18 protein-coding genes, 2 tRNA genes and 1 riboswitch are annotated in these 17,585 nt (G+C 67.9%); of the genes, 8 read left to right on the top strand and 12 right to left on the bottom strand.

What is annotated here, in order from left to right; translation table 11 throughout:
• Positions 1 to 11 precede the first annotated feature (11 nt).
• Together ACFWF2_RS04070 and ACFWF2_RS04065 are read left to right on the top strand one after the other, a co-directional pair.
• On the top strand, positions 12 to 542 hold the full coding sequence (locus ACFWF2_RS04070) for a hypothetical protein (RefSeq protein ID WP_379304405.1): 531 nt from the start codon (positions 12 to 14) through the stop codon (positions 540 to 542).
• 52 nt (positions 543 to 594) lie between these two features.
• Positions 595 to 2,655 carry a prolyl oligopeptidase family protein gene (locus ACFWF2_RS04065; RefSeq protein ID WP_379304403.1) on the top strand — a complete coding sequence of 687 codons (2,061 nt, stop codon included), beginning with the start codon at positions 595 to 597 and terminating at the stop codon, positions 2,653 to 2,655.
• A 3-nt stretch (positions 2,656 to 2,658) separates the two neighbouring features.
• On the opposite strand, the gene ACFWF2_RS04060 is transcribed toward ACFWF2_RS04065, so the two are convergent.
• From ACFWF2_RS04060 to ACFWF2_RS04020, 9 genes are all read right to left on the bottom strand, one after another.
• Positions 2,659 to 3,528, bottom strand: coding sequence for an alpha/beta fold hydrolase (locus ACFWF2_RS04060; protein ID WP_379304401.1), 870 nt, complete (start codon positions 3,526 to 3,528; stop codon positions 2,659 to 2,661).
• Positions 3,528 to 4,160: a TetR/AcrR family transcriptional regulator gene (locus ACFWF2_RS04055; RefSeq protein WP_229739626.1), complete on the bottom strand. Its 633-nt coding sequence runs from the start codon at positions 4,158 to 4,160 to the stop codon at positions 3,528 to 3,530. Before ACFWF2_RS04055 ends, ACFWF2_RS04060 begins: the two co-directional genes overlap by 1 nt.
• A 333-nt stretch (positions 4,161 to 4,493) precedes the next feature.
• Positions 4,494 to 5,099, bottom strand: a complete 606-nt coding sequence (locus ACFWF2_RS04050) for a peroxidase-related enzyme (RefSeq protein ID WP_379304399.1) — start codon at positions 5,097 to 5,099, stop codon at positions 4,494 to 4,496.
• Positions 5,096 to 5,566: a hypothetical protein gene (locus ACFWF2_RS04045; protein ID WP_379304397.1), complete on the bottom strand. Its 471-nt coding sequence runs from the start codon at positions 5,564 to 5,566 to the stop codon at positions 5,096 to 5,098. The genes ACFWF2_RS04050 and ACFWF2_RS04045 overlap by 4 nt, the downstream gene beginning before the upstream one ends.
• The gene (locus ACFWF2_RS04040; protein WP_379304395.1) at positions 5,563 to 6,573 is read right to left on the bottom strand and encodes an LLM class flavin-dependent oxidoreductase; all 1,011 of its coding nucleotides are present in this window, start codon (positions 6,571 to 6,573) and stop codon (positions 5,563 to 5,565) included. The genes ACFWF2_RS04045 and ACFWF2_RS04040 overlap by 4 nt, the downstream gene beginning before the upstream one ends.
• Entirely contained in the window at positions 6,570 to 7,316 is a 747-nt protein-coding gene (locus tag ACFWF2_RS04035; protein WP_379304393.1) for an ABC transporter ATP-binding protein, read from the bottom strand. The genes ACFWF2_RS04040 and ACFWF2_RS04035 overlap by 4 nt, the downstream gene beginning before the upstream one ends.
• Entirely contained in the window at positions 7,306 to 8,208 is a 903-nt protein-coding gene (locus ACFWF2_RS04030; RefSeq protein ID WP_379304391.1) for an ABC transporter ATP-binding protein, read from the bottom strand. Before ACFWF2_RS04030 ends, ACFWF2_RS04035 begins: the two co-directional genes overlap by 11 nt.
• Positions 8,189 to 10,024: an ABC transporter permease gene (locus tag ACFWF2_RS04025; protein ID WP_379304389.1), complete on the bottom strand. Its 1,836-nt coding sequence runs from the start codon at positions 10,022 to 10,024 to the stop codon at positions 8,189 to 8,191. The genes ACFWF2_RS04030 and ACFWF2_RS04025 overlap by 20 nt, the downstream gene beginning before the upstream one ends.
• On the bottom strand, positions 10,024 to 11,187 hold the full coding sequence (locus ACFWF2_RS04020; RefSeq protein ID WP_379304387.1) for an ABC transporter substrate-binding protein: 1,164 nt from the start codon (positions 11,185 to 11,187) through the stop codon (positions 10,024 to 10,026). The genes ACFWF2_RS04025 and ACFWF2_RS04020 overlap by 1 nt, the downstream gene beginning before the upstream one ends.
• 41 nt (positions 11,188 to 11,228) lie before the next feature.
• A riboswitch (SAM riboswitch) is annotated at positions 11,229 to 11,345 on the bottom strand.
• A 219-nt stretch (positions 11,346 to 11,564) separates the two neighbouring features.
• On the opposite strand from ACFWF2_RS04020, the gene ACFWF2_RS04015 reads away from it, so the two are divergent.
• The 5 genes from ACFWF2_RS04015 (at position 11,565) to ACFWF2_RS03995 (ending at position 15,011) form a co-directional block, all read left to right on the top strand.
• The gene (locus ACFWF2_RS04015; protein WP_379304385.1) at positions 11,565 to 12,191 is read left to right on the top strand and encodes an FMN-dependent NADH-azoreductase; all 627 of its coding nucleotides are present in this window, start codon (positions 11,565 to 11,567) and stop codon (positions 12,189 to 12,191) included.
• Positions 12,169 to 13,350 carry an MFS transporter gene (locus ACFWF2_RS04010; protein ID WP_379304383.1) on the top strand — a complete coding sequence of 394 codons (1,182 nt, stop codon included), beginning with the start codon at positions 12,169 to 12,171 and terminating at the stop codon, positions 13,348 to 13,350. Before ACFWF2_RS04015 ends, ACFWF2_RS04010 begins: the two co-directional genes overlap by 23 nt.
• An 80-nt stretch (positions 13,351 to 13,430) precedes the next feature.
• Entirely contained in the window at positions 13,431 to 13,802 is a 372-nt protein-coding gene (locus tag ACFWF2_RS04005) for a type II toxin-antitoxin system RelE/ParE family toxin (RefSeq protein ID WP_379078057.1), read from the top strand.
• Positions 13,799 to 14,131, top strand: coding sequence for a helix-turn-helix domain-containing protein (locus tag ACFWF2_RS04000; protein WP_379304380.1), 333 nt, complete (start codon positions 13,799 to 13,801; stop codon positions 14,129 to 14,131). The genes ACFWF2_RS04005 and ACFWF2_RS04000 overlap by 4 nt, the downstream gene beginning before the upstream one ends.
• A gap of 34 nt (positions 14,132 to 14,165) precedes the next feature.
• Positions 14,166 to 15,011 carry a DUF4265 domain-containing protein gene (locus ACFWF2_RS03995; RefSeq protein WP_379304378.1) on the top strand — a complete coding sequence of 282 codons (846 nt, stop codon included), beginning with the start codon at positions 14,166 to 14,168 and terminating at the stop codon, positions 15,009 to 15,011.
• 10 nt (positions 15,012 to 15,021) lie between these two features.
• On the opposite strand, the gene ACFWF2_RS03990 is transcribed toward ACFWF2_RS03995, so the two are convergent.
• The 3 genes from ACFWF2_RS03990 to ACFWF2_RS03980 all read right to left on the bottom strand — a co-directional run bounded on the left by ACFWF2_RS03990 (position 15,022) and on the right by ACFWF2_RS03980 (position 16,576).
• Positions 15,022 to 15,093, bottom strand: a tRNA-Gln gene (locus ACFWF2_RS03990).
• An 11-nt stretch (positions 15,094 to 15,104) separates the two neighbouring features.
• Positions 15,105 to 15,176 (bottom strand) — tRNA-Lys (locus ACFWF2_RS03985).
• A gap of 17 nt (positions 15,177 to 15,193) precedes the next feature.
• Complete coding sequence (locus ACFWF2_RS03980) at positions 15,194 to 16,576, bottom strand: hypothetical protein (protein ID WP_379304376.1); 1,383 nt, start codon at positions 16,574 to 16,576, stop codon at positions 15,194 to 15,196.
• Positions 16,577 to 16,680: 104 nt separating this feature from the next.
• Here ACFWF2_RS03980 and ACFWF2_RS03975 point away from each other — a divergent pair, with 104 nt between their 5' ends.
• A complete protein-coding gene (locus tag ACFWF2_RS03975) occupies positions 16,681 to 17,583 on the top strand; it encodes an ADP-ribosylglycohydrolase family protein (RefSeq protein WP_379304374.1) in 903 nt (300 codons plus the stop codon).
• Positions 17,584 to 17,585: the final 2 nt, after the last annotated feature.

Below are 17,585 nucleotides of genomic sequence, written 5' to 3'. Positions count from 1 at the left end.
GGCGGTGCGACATGCGTCGCTTCCTCGTATTCCTCGCCACACTCGCGTCCTGCGCGGGCCTATGGACCATTCCGGCCGCAGCCACCCCGTCCTACTGCGGACTGACCTGGGGCTCACTCGACAAGTCGAGCTCGAACTATTCGACGGCCGCCGTCGCCGATGTCAGGGCAGGCCGCCACGAATGCTTCGACCGCCTCGTGGTCGACCTGTCCGGCCCGCTCGCCGGCTACCGCGTCGGCTACGTCGACACCGTCACCATGGACGGCTCCGGCGCGACGGTCCCGCTGCGCGGCGGCGCGTTCCTCCAGGTGGTGGTTCAGGCCCCCGCTTACGACTCCGCGGGCACCAGCACCTACCGCCCCGCCGACCGCACCGAACTCGTCGACGTGCGCGGCTACCCGTCCTTCCGCCAGGCGTCCTGGGCCGGGTCGTTCGAGGGCCAGACCACCCTCGGCCTCGGCGTACGCGCCCGCCTCCCGTTCCGGGTCCTCACCCTCGAGAACCCCGCACGCGTGGTGATCGACGTCGCCCACTACTGGTGACGCTCACCGGCCGCCCCGGGATGTGATCGGCCACATCGGCAACAATGTGGGGATGAGTGGCGTTGAGCAGGACGTGACAGATCCCTATCTCTGGCTCGAGGAAGTGACCGACGAGGCCGCGCTGGACTGGGCGCGCGCCCGCAACGAGGTGGTGCAGCAGCGGTTCGCGGCGACGGATCGGTTCGCCGAGCTGGAGCGGCGCGTGCTCGCCATGCTCGACGACGACACCAAGATCGCCTACCCCGGCCGGCGCGGGCCGTGGCTCTACAACTTCTGGCGCGACGCCGAGCACCAGCGCGGGCTGTGGCGGCGGACCACCTTCGAGTCCTACGCCACCGACGACCCCGAGTGGGATGTGCTGATCGACGTCGACGCCCTCGCCGAGGCCGACGGGGAGAACTGGGTGTGGTCGGGTGCGGCGGTCCTGCGGCCCAGCCAGGAGCGCGCCATCATCCACCTGTCCCGAGGTGGCGCCGATGCGACCGTCGAGCGTGAATTCGACCTGACCACAAGGGCATTCATCGCCCCGGAGGACGGCGGGTTCTCCCTGCCGGAGGCCAAGTCCCGGATCGGCTGGATCGATGCCGATACCGTCTATGTCGGAACCGATTTCGGCCCCGGCTCGCTCACCGATTCCGGATACCCGCGCATCGCCAAGCGCTGGCGGCGCGGCACCGAGTTGGCCGTCGCGGAAACGGTGTACGAGGGAAAGCCGGGCGATGTCTCGATCGGCGCGGGCTACGATCGCCACCCCGGCTACGAGCGGCACTATCTGCACCGGTCGACGGACTTCTTCAACAGCGAGGTATCCCTGCTCGACGACGGCGCGTGGCGCCTGATCGAAACGCCGACCGACGCCGATGTCGACTGGTACCGCGACTGGCTGCTGGTGCGCCTGAAGACCGCGTGGACGCCGGGCGAGACCACCTACCTTCCCGGCAGCCTCCTGGTCACGAATCTGAACGACTTCCTCGCCGGCGCACGCGAATTCGAGGTGTTGTTCACCCCCGACCCGCACACCTCGCTGGAATCGTTCGGCTGGACCGAGAACCACCTGATCCTCACGACCCTGCGCGATGTGCAGACCGGGCTACGCGTGCTCACTCCCGGACCCGACGGCTGGACCGAGGCCGAACTCGCCGATTCACCCGCGATGTCCAGCACCTCGGTGAACAACCTCGACCCGCTCGACGGCGGCGACGAATTCATGCTCACCACCACCGGATTCACCACGCCGACCACCCTGCTCGGCAGCGCCGTCGGCGAGTCAGCCACCGTGCTCAAGCAGGCGCCCGCCTATTTCGACGCCACCGGCATCGAGACCGAGCAGTTCTTCGCGACCTCCGACGACGGAACCGCCGTCCCCTACTTCGTGATTCGTCACCGTGACCGTCGCGGAACACCGGGCCCGACCATCATGAACGGCTACGGCGGATTCGAGGTCTCCAGGACCCCGCTGTATCTCGGCTCCGCCGGTATGGGGTGGCTGGAGCGCGGCGGCACCTATGTGATGGCCAATATCCGCGGCGGCGGCGAATACGGCCCCGAATGGCATACCGCGGCACTGAAGGAACACCGGCACCGCGCCTTCGAGGACTTCGCCGCGGTCGCCCGCGACCTGGTGACCCGTGGCATCACCACCCCCGACCGGCTCGGCGCGATCGGCGGCAGCAACGGCGGCCTGCTGATGGGCGTCATGCTCACCCGCTACCCGGAACTGTTCGGTGCGATCGTCTGCCAGGTGCCACTGCTGGACATGCGGCGCTATCACCTGCTGCTGGCGGGCGCGTCCTGGGTGGCCGAGTACGGCGACCCGGACAAGCCGGAGGAATGGGCCTACATCAGCGAGTACTCGCCGTATCAGAACACCGACACCGACAAGCAGTACCCGCCGATCCTGCTCGCCACCTCCACCCGCGACGACCGCGTGCACCCCGGACACGCGCGAAAGATGGCGGCGCTGCTGGAATCCCAGGACCGCACCGTCTGGTACTACGAGAACATCGAGGGCGGGCACGGCGGCGCGGCCGACAACAAGCAGCAGGCGTTCCTGAGCACCCTGGTCTACGAGTTCTTCACGCAGATGCTGATCGAGGACCGTCGCTCGGCGTAGGCCTCAGCGGTCGCGCAGCCACTTCTCGACGACGTCGACGGTGGAGTCCGGATTGGTGATCCAGCCGTTGTGCCCCAGTGCCTCCGGCTGGAACCACCGGGTGACCTGCGCGGCGGGCAGTTTGCTCAGCAGGTGGTCGGCGGAGGTCTGCGGCGCCAGGTCGTCACCGGCGATGGTGATCGACAGGACGGGGAACTTCAACCGCGAGATCCGTTCCTCGTAGTCGATGTCGGCGCCGACGGGCACGAACCGTCCGGTGCGGGCCAGCCGGGCCCAATCCGACATGAGCACCTTGGACTGCCTGCCGTAGGCACGGCGGCCGAGCATGTCGCCCGGCCAGAACCCGGCCAGATTCGACGCGACCGCCACCGCGGCCGTGCCGACCAGCATCCCGGGCCCGAGCACGCCGCGATACCCGCGGAAATACGGTGTGCCCGAGGCGACCAGGATCAGCCCCGCGATCCGGCCACGCGCCCTGGCCGCGTACATGACGGAGAGCTGCCCGCCCATGCTGTGCCCGAGCAAGTACGGGGTGCTGTCGGGGAAGCGGCCGCGCACCGCCTGCAGCATCGCCGGGAAGTCGACCGAGGCCAATTCGTGGTAGCCGTAGGCACTGTCGGCATCGGGCCGGTGGGTGCTGTCGCCGTTGCCGCGCAGTTCGCCGATGGCCACGTCGAAACCGCGCTGGGCCAGGCGGTCGCCGAAGTACTCGTAGAACTCTCCCGGCACGGCGAGGCCGGGCACGATGACGACAACGGGCCGCGGCGCGTCCGGCGTGACCGGATGCCGGTGCGAGCCGCGCGCCGGAATGAGCCGCACGGGCAGTGTGGTTCCGTCGGGAACCTGGATCGGGACGACCTCGACCCGGGGCATCAGGCCCCTACCGCACCGAGAATCACCCGACTCAGCACCTGGATCACGTCGTCCAGCGGCGGCCTGGGATCCGAGCCGCTCCAACCGTCGACGACGTAGTTGACCGCGCCGATGATCGCCAGCACGCGCAACTCGTAGTCGCCGGGCGGGATCTCGCCGTGCATGGCGGCGTCCTCGGCGGCGCTGGCCAGCAGCGACCCCCACACCCGCCGCAGCTCCAGCCGGAACTTCTCGACCTTGGGCCCCGCGCCGACCACTTCGACCAGCGCCACCCGCGCCTTGCGCGGATCGGCCCCGATCGCCTCGACATAGGCGCGAACGGCGGTCTCGATCTGCTCGAGCACCGGTGCGTCGGTCTTCGCTTCGAGAGCGACGGCGACCGCTTCGCGCGATTGCCGATCGATCTGCTCGTACAGTTCCAACAGCAGCGACTCGCGGCCGGTGAACTCCTCGTAGAACTGACGGGACGAGAGCCCCGCGTCCTTACAGATGGCACCGACCGAACTGTTGGCGTACCCGTCGCGCGCGAAGACCGTCAGGCCTGACTCCAGAAAACGCGCACGCCGCTGGCGTTGCCGGTCCTCTACGGGTTGCCCGGCATACATTCGTCCCGTATTCGCATCCTGTGACATTGTCGCTGACAATACCGAAGGGCCCGATCCCCTCGTCATGGATCGGGCCCTTCGGCCGCCCTTCCGGCTTACCGCGCGTTAGCCGAAAGTTGGCTATAGTCCGCTCAGTTGCCCGAGGCCTGCGCAGAACCACTGCTGAGCGAGCTGGTGAGCAGGCCGAGCAGGAGGGTCAGAATGTTGCCGTCAGAGCTGTCATCGGTGATGTTGTAAAGCATGTGTCACTCCAAGTTGATGCTTTGTGACTACGTTGTCACTGGCCATTTGCCGTCTCGGACGATACCGAGCCAAATCTGAACAGGGAGTGTTTTAGAGGAATTTTCTAGAACTTTTTTGTCACTCCGCACAAGCCCCAAGAACTTCCGGCTCGCCAAGGCTCAACATGAGCCGATTCGCCCACGAGAACGAGGCGGTCGACAGCACCAGATCGTGAATGTCGGCGTCATCGAAACCCAGCAGCCGCAGGCGTGCCAGTTCCGCGTGCGCGGGCCGTGGCGGTTGCGCGGCCAACGCGGCGGTGAAATCGATGATCGCGTCCCATCGTTCGTCGATCCGTACCGTCACCCCGTCGTCCAGCAGCCGCTGCACATCCGCTGCGCGCTTGGACAACTGAGATGTGAAACGAGAGTGTACCGAAGTGCAGTACTCGCAGCCGTTGTACCGCGAAGTAACCGTCGCGGCGAGTTCTCGTTCGGCCCGGGTCAGGCCTTCCCTGCTGTAGAAGATGTCCTTGTCGTTGGCGCTGCGATGGGCCAGCACCTCGGCGTTTCGGGCCAGCAGCCGGAAGTACGGGCTCTCGCCGCGTCGACCCTCCAGCAGTGGCCGCTGCCGTTCGTCGGCGTCGGCCAGTGCGATCGGTTCCGCCCAGGGCACCCAGTCGAGCTGGTCCTGGGTGAAACCTGGTGGGCGATGGGCTGTCTCGACGGTACGCACCTCGGTCATCGGGTCGCTCCGATCAGTGCGAGGCCGGCCAGCAGGCGGACCTGGTAGTTCACGAAGCCGACCAACTGGGAGACGGTGACGATGTCGGTCTCGGTCAGTCCGGCGGCCAGCAGCGCGTCGATGTGGGCGCGGGTACTGGTAGACGGGGCGGTGGTGAGCCTGGTCGCGTGATGCAGCGCAGCCGTCAGCTTGGCATCGTGCGCCGAATCCTGTTCGGCGCCAGCGCTTCCCGCGCGGCGGGCGTAGTGCGCCGCGAGCTCGGCCGCCTCGCCGAGGGCGGCGACGTGCGTCGCGATGAGAGCCAGCCGCTCAGGGCCGAAGCCGACACCACCGGGACCGGCGAACAGCGAATCATGCACGCCCTGAGTGTGTTCGACGACAGCGGGCCTGCTTCTGCGCACGACGGCGACCCGCGCCGCCGCCTCGGCGCCGAGCACCGCATCGATGACATCGGTTTCGGCGCTCATGCCGAACCCCCTTTACTGACCGGTCTGCCGAGTCGCGGGGCGACTTCGGTGGCGAGGAGTTCGATCGATCGCAGCGCGGCGCGCTGGTCGGGATCGATCGGATGGATCTGGACGATGAGATCGGTGGCCGCGACGACCGCGGTGTCGGCGGCCAGTCGCGCGGCGATGTCGGCGGGTGTGCCGATGTAGGAATCGCGCAGCACCTCCTCGACGGTGGACGCCATCTCCGAAATGCCCGCTGTGCGCAGGTGATCCAGGAAACGCAGGGCCCCGCGCCGGGCCCACCGCTGGGCGTCTTCGCGGTCGTCGGCGACGAAAATGCTGCGGGAGGCGCCTATTCGGGGTGTCGCGCCGTCGGGCAGAGCCTGCCGGTAAGCGCTGATCAGCTGGTCTTGGAGCTTGTCGAGCCGGACCCCTTCGTCGCGCGGCTGGGTGCGCGAGAGCAACAGCCCGGCACCCGCCGCACCGGCGCGCGCGGCACCGGCCACGGAGAAACTGGCGTGCCACACGCGGTGGCGCAAGGTCGTCACCGGCGGGTGCAACGGTCTGCCCGCCACCAGGTCCGCGCCGTCGAGCGCCGCGGTGATCGCCGCCAGCTTCTCGGCGTACACCCGCTGCTTGTCCTCGGGCGCGATGTCGAACAGCGCGAAGGAGCTCTTGGAACCGCCACTGCCGAAACCCAATTCGAGCCGTCCGCCGGACAGGGTGTCGAGCACCGCCGCGTCCTCGGCCACCCGGATCGGGTCCTCGAGGCCGAGAGTCACGATGGCGGTGCCGAGCCTGATCCGGTCGAAGCGGGCAGCGGCGTTGGCGAGGAACACCAGGGGCGAAGGCAGCCCGCCCTCGGCCGGGTCGACGTGATGCTGTGCGACCCAGGCCGTGTCGTAGCCGAGCCGTTCGGCCAGGCCGATCTGCTCGAGCGCGTCGGCATAGACCTGGGACGCGCTCTGCTCGTCGTCGTAGCGAACCAGCCGGGTGAACAGCCCAAGCCGCTTACCTTCGGTCATGCAGGCACCTTCCCCAGGTAGGCGTCGCGGATCGCCGGATCGTCGAGCAGTTCGGTCGCGGTGCCACGCAAGACGATCCGGCCGCCGCTGAGCACATTGCCGGTGTGCGCGATCGACAGCGCGAGTTCGGCCTGCTGTTCCACGATCAAGATGGCCAGCCCCAATTCGGTATTGAGGCGGGCGATCTCGTCGAGTACCCGGTCGACGAACAGCGGGGACAGGCCCATGGTCGGTTCGTCCATGCAGATCAGTCTGGGTTTGCTCATCAGCGCTCTGGCGAAGGCGAGCATCTGCTGTTCGCCGCCGGACAGCGTGCCCGCCTGCTGGGCGCGACGCTCGCGCAGGCGCGGGAAGTGCTCGTACAGTTCGGTGGCCCTGGCGGCCAGCACCGAGCGCCGCTCCTTGCGGATGTAGCCGCCGACGTAGAGGTTCTCCTCCACCGTCATCGCCGGGAACACGCGCCTGGCCTCCGGTACCGAGGCGAGACCGGCTTCGATACGGGTCGCGGGCGAGCTGGTGCTCACGTCGACACCGTCGATGCGCACGGTGCCGGAACTCGGGCGTAGCAGGCCGAGCGCGGTCTTCATCGTCGTCGACTTGCCGGAGGCATTGCCGCCGAGCAGCGAGACGATCTCGCCCGCACGCACCGTCAGCGATACCTTGTCCAGGGCGCGCGATGGTCCGTAGTGCACGGTGACCTCGTCGAATTCCAGGATCGGCGTGGTGTTCTCGTCATTCGGCACCGACAGTCACCTTCTCTGCTGCTGTCTCGTTCGCGGCGGAGGCACGCGCCCTGCGCCGCCCCAGGTAGGCCTCGATCACCCGTTCGTCCCGCTGGATCTGTTCCGGGCTGCCCTCGGCGATGATCCGGCCCTCGTCGAGCACGATCACCCGGTCCGACAGGGCGTTCACCAGTTCCAGTTTGTGCTCGACGAGCACGATGGTCTGGCCTGCGGCTTTCAGCTCGGCGAGTTGCTGCCCGACCTCGGCGGTCTCGGTCTGGTTCATGCCCGCCGCTGGCTCGTCGAGCAGCAGCACCGTGGGCCGCAGGGCCAGTGCCCTGGCGATCTCGGTGCGGCGGCGATTGGCGTAGGACAGGGTGTAGGCGTTGTGCTCGGCGCGGGGTTCGAGCCGTTCGGCGAACCGGGCCAGCTGGGTGTCGACGAGGGCGGTCGTCGCGCGGCGTTCGGCGCGGACCGCCGGGGTCGGCACCAGGGACAGCACCGTCTCGGCCAGCAGCGGAATCCAGCGCAGCACCGGGATCCGGGCCAGCGACTGCCACGGCCTGGCCGCGGTGACCGTCGTATGCAGGCCGATCTCGACGTTCTCGCGCACGGTCAGGTTGCCGAACACCCTGCCGTTCTGGAAGGTCCTGGCGATGCCTGCCCGCGCCGCGGCCTCCTGCGAGCCGGGCCGCAGCCGAGTGCCTGCCACCTCGACGCGACCCTCGTCCGGGCGCAGCACGCCCGAGATGAGGTTGACCGTGGTCGTCTTACCGGAGCCGTTGGGTCCGATGATCGACACGAATTCACCGGGGGCGACGTTCAATTCGATGCCGTCGACCGCGCGGACGCCGCCGAAGGACTTGCGCAGGCCGGTGACCGCGAGCACGGGCTCATGCGGGGACGGGGACACGTTCACTCCTCACCAGAACACCCTGCGGACGGAACCGGATGATCAGCAGCAGCACCACGCCGTAGAGCAGGATGCGTGCCTCCGGTGCCAGCCGCAGCGCCTCGGGGACACCGATCAGCACCGCGGCGCCGAGCACCGCGCCGTACGGCGATCCGGTGCCGCCGAGCACGAGCACGGTGACGATCAGCAGGGACATGGGCAGGTTGAACACGGTCGGGTCGATGTAGCTGTACTGATGGGCGAGCAGCGCGCCCGCGATCCCGGAGAACAGGGCGCTGATCGCGAAGGCGAGCGCCTTGTAGTCGCGCACCGGGATACCGGATGACCTGGCCGCGACCTCGTCGGCGCCCACCGCCCGCAAGGCGGTACCGAGCCGGGACCGCTGCACACCGACGACCACCGCGAGGGTGATCGCCAGGAACACCAGCTCCAGCCAGAACACCTCGGTGTTCTCGGTGAACTCGTGGCCGAGGATGCTCGGCACCGGAATGCCGAAGATGCCGTAGCTGCCCCTGGTCAGCGACTCCCAGTTGCGGATCACCGCGACGATCACGATGCCGATCCCGAGGGTGGCGATCGCGACGTAGTGCCCGTTCAGATTCCACAGCGGCGCGGCCAGGATCGAGGAGATCACCGCGGCAAGCACACCGCCTGCCAGCGCCGCGGCGAGGAACGGCCAGTCGTGGTTCACCGTCAGGATGGCCGAGGTGTACGCGCCGATCGCGATCGGCCCTGCCTGTCCGATCACCAGTTGCCCTGCCGAGCCGGCCACCAGCGTCATCGAGACCGCGATGATGGCGTAGGCCAGGATCTGGGTGCCCACCACGATGGCGTAGTTGTTCGCGACCAGCGGCACGATCAGCGCCGCCACCGCGAACGCCCCGACCGCGTGCCACCATCGCACCCTGAGCTGCCTGCCGACACCGAGGAACGTGCCGGTGAGCGGTTCGGCGCTGATGGCGGGCGCCTTCGCCAGCAACCCACCGGGCCGCAGGACCAGGAACGCCACGAGGACGCCGAAGGTGATCAGATCGCGGTAGCCGTCGCCGAAGACATAGATCCCGAACGCCTCGAGAATGCCGAGCGCGAAGCCGCCGATCACCGCTCCGGGAATCGAGCCGAGACCGCCGATGGTGGCGGCGACGAAGCCGGTGAGCCCGGCGAGAGTGCCGCTGGTCGGCGAGATGTTCGAGTTGTACAGGCCGACGAAGATTCCCGCGAGCCCACCGAGCCCGGAGGCGATCGCGAAGGCGAGCACCTGGATGCGCGACACCCCGATGCCCATCTGGGCTGCCGCGTCCGGGTCCTGGGCGGTGGCGCGGATGGCCAGGCCGTACCGGCTGAACCGGAGGAACCCGGCCAGCCCGGCCATGACCGCCAGGGTGATCGCGAACATCACCAGATCGGAGGTGCCGAAGCGGACACCGCCGAGCTGGAAGTTGTTGGTGGGCAGCACCTGTGGGAACGGGCGCGTGTCCGGGCCGAACACGATCTGGGTCAGGTTCTCGATGATCAACCCGGCCGCGACCGTCGCCAGCAATGCCGCGATGGCGGGCGCCTTGCGCAGCGGGTGCACGGCCAGGACGTCGATGAGGACGCCGACCACCGCGGTGATCGCGACCACCGACACGATGGTCAGCCACAGGGGGAAGCCCTGTTCGGCGATCAGCCACCAGCCAAGGATCGACCCGAGCGCGAAGACGGCGCCGTGCGCGAAATTGATGACATTGGTGACGCCGAAGATGAGGGTGATGCCCACGGCGAGCAGCGCGTACGCGTTGCCGTGGACCACACCGGCGACGAGGGTGTCGAACATCAGCGATTGCCGGTCGGGACGAACTTACCGCCCGTCAGCACCAGTTCGCGCGGGCTCACGCCCTTCGGGCGGCGGGTCTCCTGATCGAACGCGAAGGTGCCGAGACCGATTCCGGTGAACCGGGTTTCGGTCTTCAGGCCGTCCAGGACGCCTTCGCGAGTGGCCCCGCCCTTCTTGGCCGCCTGCACCACCACATTCAGGGCGTCGTAGGCGTAGACATTGAAGTCACCGGGGTCGGTGTTGAACTTCGCGCGGAACTTGGTGACGAAATCCTGCACCTTCGGGTCGGGGTCGGCGGGGCTGAAGATGCCGTTGACGATGTCGCCCTCGGCCGCCGCGCCCGCCAGCGAGATGAACTGCGGGGTGTTCTGACCACCGAAGAACTGACCGGTGAAGCCGACGTCACGCAGCTGCTTGACCACCAGCGCGCCGTCGGGTCCGTAGCCCAGGTGCACGAACGCCTCCGGGTTCGCCTCGCGGCCCTTGATCAGGATCGGCTTCACATCGGTGGAGTCGGGCAGAATCGGCGAGGAGTAGACGATCTCCACGCCCTTCTGCTTGGCGAACTTCTCGAAGAACTGGAATGCCTGCTTGCCCCAGTCGGTTTCGAGGTAGACCACCGAGACCTTCTTGGCCTTCTTGCTCACCCACTCGGCATTGCGCTCCTGGAACACGTCGAGGGTGATCGACGGGCTCCACGAGTAGGCACCGGCCTTGGTGAAGTCCACCGCGGAGTTGGTGAAGCCGTACTGGACGAGCTTGCCGCGGTTGTAGATCGGCGACGCGGCGATCGACGCCGGGGAGGAGAAGTCGCCCAGCTCGGCGATGATCGAGGAGTCGTCGACGAACTTGGTGGCGATCGGCACCGTCTGCTTGGGGTCGGATTGCGAGTCCTCCCACTTCAATTCGACCTTGCGGCCGTTGATGCCGCCCGCGGCGTTGATCTCGTCGAGGGCGAGGTCGAAGCCCTGCTGCCACAACCGGCCGTACTCGGCGGACGGACCGGTGCGCGGACCGGAGACGCCGAAATACACCGGGCCGTCCGCGGAACCACCGCCGCCCGCGTCGCTGCAACCGACCACCGCGGCCGCCACACTCACCGCGGCCAGCGCACCCGCCACAATCTTGAAACGACGGCGCGAGCCGATCGAGAACTTGCTCATTGATGATTTCCTTCGAATCCGGACGCCAGGGAACCCCGGGCATTCAGCGCTTGCGCTCTCTTTTTCGAGAGCGCCTGGTCGTCACCCGGGGCACCCCACCGCCAAGCGAGGGTTGCCGATCAGCGAGCCGGGGCTCGAAATTGCTGATACTCGTGACCGTGGGAGGAAATGTAGCAGCAGGTCCGGGCGCCACGATCGTGTTCGATACCGTTCCGGGACAGCCGGATACAGCCCTAGCTGCGGCATCGGCGCGCCGCGGGTTTGCGATCAGCTCGAGACAAAAGGCCGCGCCGGGCGGTCGGGAATCACGGCGGGGATCAGCGCAGCGTGCGACAAATCATTGTCGCGGGTCCGCGGGCTCGGTACTGCTATTCCCCATGACCACTCTGCTGCACATCAATGCCTCCGCACGCGGCGAATTCAGTCAATCTCGCGCCATTGCACAGACTTTCATCGAAACGCTCGCCGCGAAGGATTCCGGCTTGCAGGTCGACACGCTCGACCTGTTCGACGCGGGACTGCCCGAATTCGGCACCGATGCGGCCGCGGCCAAACTGGCCGTGTTCACCGGGTCGGAGCAGACGCCGGAACAGGTCGCCGCCTGGGAGCAGGCACGCGCCGTGTTCGACCGGTTCGCCGCCGCCGATCTGTATGTCGTCAACATCCCGATCTGGAACCACGGGGTGCCCTACATCCTCAAGCAGTACGTCGACATCGTCACCCAGCCCGGGTGGGCGTTCGGCTTCGATCCCGAGGTCGGCTACACCGGCCTGCTCGACGGCAAGCGGGCCGTCACCGTGTACACCAGCGGTGTGCACCAGCCGGGCGTGCCGATCCAGTTCGGCAACGACTTCGCCACCCCGTTCGTGCAGGACTGGCTGCGATTCATCGGCGTGAAGGACGTCGCCGAGATCCGCTTCGCCCCGACCGTGCTCACCGAGGACCCGCAGGTCGGCTTCGCCGCGGCCAAGGAACGTGCGCGTGAGCTCGCCGGCGACTACTGAGACGTGGGCGCCGACCGGGCGCACCGTCGCGACGATCTGCGCCGTCGGCATTCTCGTCGTCGGGCAGTTGTACGTGGTGCTTCCGGTCCTGGGCGATCTGGCCGCGGCGTGGGGCACCTCCCGCGCCGCGGCGACCTGGACGACCACCGCGTTCGGGCTGGCCTACGGCGCCGGATTCCTGGTGACCGGGCCGCTGTCGGACCGGTGGGGGCGCAGGCCCGTGATCGTGACCGGCCTCGCCGCGACCGCGGTGTCCACGCTGGTGGTGATCACCGCACCGAACCTCGGCGCCGGACTCGCCGCCCGGATTCTGCAAGGACTCACCGCGTCCTTCTTCGCCCCCGCGGCCTTCGCCTACCTCGCCGAGCGCATCGCTCCCGCCCGACGCGTCTTCGCCCTGACCTGCCTGACCAGCTCTTTCCTCGGTGCGGGCGTGATCGCGCAGGTGCTGGCCCAGGTCATCGACGACGTGTTCGGGTGGCGGGCGGTATTCGTCACCGGTGCACTGAGTTTCACGGTGTCGGCCGTGGTGCTGCACGCCGTCCTCGAGCCGGGCAAGCGCCGGGCCGCGGCATCGGCGGGCACAGTGTTCACCGCGTTCGCCACCCTGCTGCGCACCCCGCGCCTGACCCTGCTCTACCTGAGCTGCCTCGCCGTCCTCGGCTCCTTCGTCGGCATCTACACCGGCGTCCAGCTGGCGCCGCCTGCCGGCGCCGGTGCCGGCGGTGCCGCACTGCTCGCACTGCGAGCCAGCGCGATCCCGGCCATGATCGCGATCCCCCTGCTGGCCACCAGATTGGCGGCGATCAATCCGGAACTGCGCCTGATCAGCGCACTCGCCGCGGCAGGCGCGGCCGCAGGCATCACTGCCGTCCCCTTGGGCGGCCTCTGGGTCGCCGCCTGGCTTTTCGTCTTTGTCGCCTCGGTCGCCATCGCCGCTCCCGCAGCCGTCCAGGCGATCGCCGCCCGGGCAGGCGAAGCCAGAGGCGCGGCCACCGCCCTCTACACCTTCGCCCTGTTCCTCGGCGCCGCCACAGGCCCCCAGCTGACCAACCTGGTCGCAGGCAACGGTTTCACCGCCGTGGCACTGGTCATCGCCGCCCTCGGATTCACCGGGTCCACCCTGGCTTTCGCATCAACCAAACTGCGTACCAGGTGATCGGGCCGCTCGAGCCCTAATGGATCACGCCCGGCTGTCAGCCATGGACCGGATATGACAATTTGGTTATACTGAGGCTGGTGACCTGGGAGATTGTCCTGCATCCGGAGGTGGAGTCATGGTTCTTGGCCATCTGCGATGGAGACCCGGAAACGGGTGACCTGATCGAGCGGGCAATCGATCACCTGATGTCAGAGGGCCCGTGTGTGGGCCGGCCGCTGGTCGATCGCATCAAGGGCAGCCGATATCACAATATGAAGGAGCTACGGCCTGCCTCGACCGGCACTACAGAGGTGCGGATACTGTTCGCCTTCGACCCGGCCCGCGAAGCGGTGATGTTGGTGGCCGGCGACAAATCCAATAACTGGCAGGGTTGGTACAGCGGGGCGATACCGCTGGCCGACAAGCGCTTCGCCGAGCACTTGGAAGCGTTGAAGGAGCGGCAGCCATGAGTACGGAATTCAGCAAGTGGAAAGACGTCAAAACAAGGGCGCGGCAGCAGGATCCACGGTCGTCTGCCGAGCGTGCGGCAGGTTCGCGCAAAGCAGACGAACGTCACGAGTCGTACCTTCGCGGGCATCAGCTGGCCGAGATCAGAAAGGCGATGGGGATCACTCAGGTCGCACTCGCCGATACCTTGGGCGTCACCCAAGCCAGGGTGTCGAAGATCGAGCGGGGCGAGATCTCCGGGATCGATGCCATCCGCTCGTATGTCGCCGCGCTCGGCGGATCAGTGGACGTCGTCGTCCGGCTGGGCGACCGAACGTGGAATGTCGCCTGATTCGTCGGCCGTATCCCCTGGCATGCTCTCCGGTATGACGGTGGGTGCGGGTGACGGGGTCGACTATGTCCGGGTGGTGTTTCGGCTGCCGGACGATCCGGCGGGGTGGCATTCGTTCGCCACGGAGCGGATGTGGGCGGTGCGGGTCGACGAAACTCGGGTTCGGCTGGACAACATCCCTTTTCACGCACGCGATGTCGCGTGCGGCGATGTCATCGCGGTCGAGGCCGGCGACGACGGCGTGCTGTGGGCGGGAGAGGTGCTCGAATCGTCCGGGAACTGCACGATCCGGGTCATCCCGGCCGACGGATGTCTGCGTGCGGAAGTTCGCCAGGCGGTACTCGACGCCTTCGAACCGCTCGGGGTCGACGGGGAGGGCAGCCGCACCGGCCTTGTCGCGCTGAATGTCCCGGCGAGCAGCGACATCGAGGAAACCAAAGCCACTCTCGCGCAGGGACATGCCGACGGGCTGTGGTTCTACGACCTCGGTTCGGTGACCGAGCAGTGGCGCACCGCCACCCCCGCGCTTCCCGATCGCAATCCCAGCGACCCGCCGCCCGAGTCCTACGGTCTCGCCTTCCCCGACGATCTCGCTGCCTGCGTCTACAACACCGTCGCGTCCGGCGAACGCCCCGCGCTGGTCGTGGTCCACGACCCCGAGGGTGACTGGATCATCGGCGACGGCTCCGACGACCCGCTCGACCCCGACACCGCGACCCTCCTCCACATCCAGCACGTGGTGGACGCCGACTCCGCCGTCACCGAACTGGCAGCCCTGCCACCCGGCAAACTGGCCTGGCGCGACCAACCGACCGATCCCTGGACCATCGAAGACTTCGCCTACCCAGACGAGTCCGAGAGCGACGGATCGGTGGAGTGAGGGGCGGATGTCTGGTCGACCGGGCTCGAACCGGCGTCCACCCGGGCCAGAGCCGGGCGCTCTACCGCTGAGCTACGACAAGACATCCGCCGGTGCTGTCGGCCGGGCTCGAACCGGCGTCCACCCGGTTAAGAGCCGGGCGCTCTACCACTGAGCTACGACAACCCCGCGATCGTGCCTCATCACGAGGGCGGGTGTCCACCGGATTCCGCCGACAGTTCGGCGACGTAGCCAGCCTTGATCGGTGTGCCACTGAAGGCTCCCGCACTGCGAAGGAGCATGGCCCACAACGGGTCCGCGACCGAGACGCCGTGCACGAGTTCGGGAGTCGGGCGGAACGTGCCGACCGGCCCCGGCGGTTTCGGCGCGGTCCAGCCATTACGGACAGGGTCGACGCCGACCGATTCACAGGCCACGGCCACCTCGGACGCGGTGCAGTCCTCGCGTCCGGCGAGTACTTCCCACGGCAGCGGCAAGGCCGCCCAGACCCGGGTGTCCGGGTGCAAGCCCGAGCCGGACACGGAGTGCCAGGCCACCAGGTCACCGGCGATCAGCATCATCGCCTTGCCGGGGCACACCGTGTCCAGCAGGTCGCTCGCCCCGCTTGCCGTCAGACAAGACAGCCACGCTGCTCGTGCCGTGTTGTACGCCCCGCACAGCAGGTTCCAGGTCGAGGAGTCATTGCCCCGGCGCACGACCATGCGCTCGCGATCGAATTCGCCGGCAGCCCACACCTTTTCCAGCATCTCCGCCGTAGCGCGCAGCACGGCGAACCACCGGCCCAGGAGCAGGCCGCGTTGTTCGTCGGTGAGGCGGTCGAGAACCTCCGGAGTCGCGTAGACCTGGGCGATCATCCACCAGTCGGTGTTTCCCTTCTCGCGGCACCGCGCGAAGAGAAGTTCGGCGATCTCGTCGAAGGGATTGTCGCGCCCGGACAGCGTGAACTCGCGGCGGAGCTTGCGCTTGGCCGTGTAGTAGGCCACGAAGCACGCCGCGTTCGGGTCCGCCCGGAATCGTTCGAGGGTGAGCTCTGCGGCGAAGCCGGCGCGCGCCTGCACCGTGAGCTGCCGCTTGTTCTGCTCACCCGCCAGCTTGTCCGCTTTGGCCGTCAACCGGCGCAATGCCCGGAACCTGCGGTTGTACTGGCGCTTCGAGATGTCCATGCCCGCGGACGTGCGCTGCTGCCGGTTCAGTCGATCGGCGAGGAAGTCCGCGTGTTCGGGGTCGAAACGGATCTCCGCGCCGACCGACTGGGCGAACGCCATGAGCGAGGTGGGGGCGTCGGCATCGACCCTCGCGGCGACATCGAACAGCCGGCTGGTAGCCGCGACTTGGTGCGCGCCGCCGACCGGCCGTGCGAAATCCTCGGACATGGAACTCAACCCGTCCCAGCGGCCCGCTTCCTCCGCGACTCCGGCCAGCTTGCTTCGCTCAGCCCTCCGCAGATCACCCTTCAGGCAGTGCCACACGAGCTGGGCCACAACCTCAGGCCGGTACCGCGCGCCCAGCGACCGGTGCAACTCGACCAATGCCTTGTCCCGCCCCATGACCATGCGGGTGATCATCACAAACCCTCACGACGCGTAGCAACACCAATTCCACGGCGGATGGCAACGCTGCACCGGTTCTGGTTGCATCGACCACTATTGGTTGGCAGGATGGTTCGCACATGATGGACCGATTCGAGACAGCTCGGGACAGCCTGGATGGGCTGTCGGTAGGCGATGCGTTAGGAGCCCAGTTCTTCGTACCTGGGCGATCAGTTTCCGATCTTCTCGCCGGGCGGCCGCCCGCCGGTCCTTGGGAGTGGACCGATGACACCGAGATGGCGTGCTCGGTGTTCACCGAGGTGCGGGAACGAGGGCGTATCGAGCGGGATGCGCTGGCGGCCACCTTTGCCGATCGGTGCGAGCCGTATCGCGGGTACAGCGGTGGGACCGTTGTCGTGCTGCACCAGATTCGGGATGGGCGGCCGTGGGCTGAGGCTGCCGGGGCCTTGTTCGACGGCCAGGGCTCGTGGGGGAACGGTGCGGCGATGCGGGTGGCGCCGCTCGGGGCGTATTTCGCCGGGGAGTTCGATCGGGCCGCGGCGGAGGCGGCGTCGGCTGCCGAGGTGACACATCGGCATCCGGAGGCGATCGTAGGGGCGATGATTGTCGCGGTGGCTGCTAGCTGGGCGGCCATCAGCCGTGGAAAGGACTGTGCGCCACAGGAACTACTGGACGCGGTGGAGCCGTATCTGATCGACGGGCGGACGGCGAGTGGGGTGCGGCGCGCCAAGAAGCTCCTCGGGCGATCGGTGGCCGAAGCTTCCTATGAACTGGGTAATGGTGCGCAGGTCAGCGCGCAGGACACGGTGCCATTCACGCTGTGGGCGGCGGCGAGCTTCCTCGACGACTATCCCGCCGCGATCACCGCGTGTGTCGAGGCTGGTGGGGATGCGGACACCACCGCGGCGATAGTCGGCGGAATCGTGGCCGCGCGCACGGGAATCGGGACGCCGGGCGGTGTGCCGGAGGAATGGCTGGCAGCGCGGGAAGCGCTGCCGGCCTGGGTGACAGAGCGAGGGTGAGG

Source organism: Nocardia sp. NPDC060259 (assembly GCF_042728775.1).
Classification (GTDB): domain Bacteria; phylum Actinomycetota; class Actinomycetes; order Mycobacteriales; family Mycobacteriaceae; genus Nocardia.
Note: the sequence above shows the minus strand (reverse complement) of the source record. Positions and strands in the feature narration are given on the sequence as shown.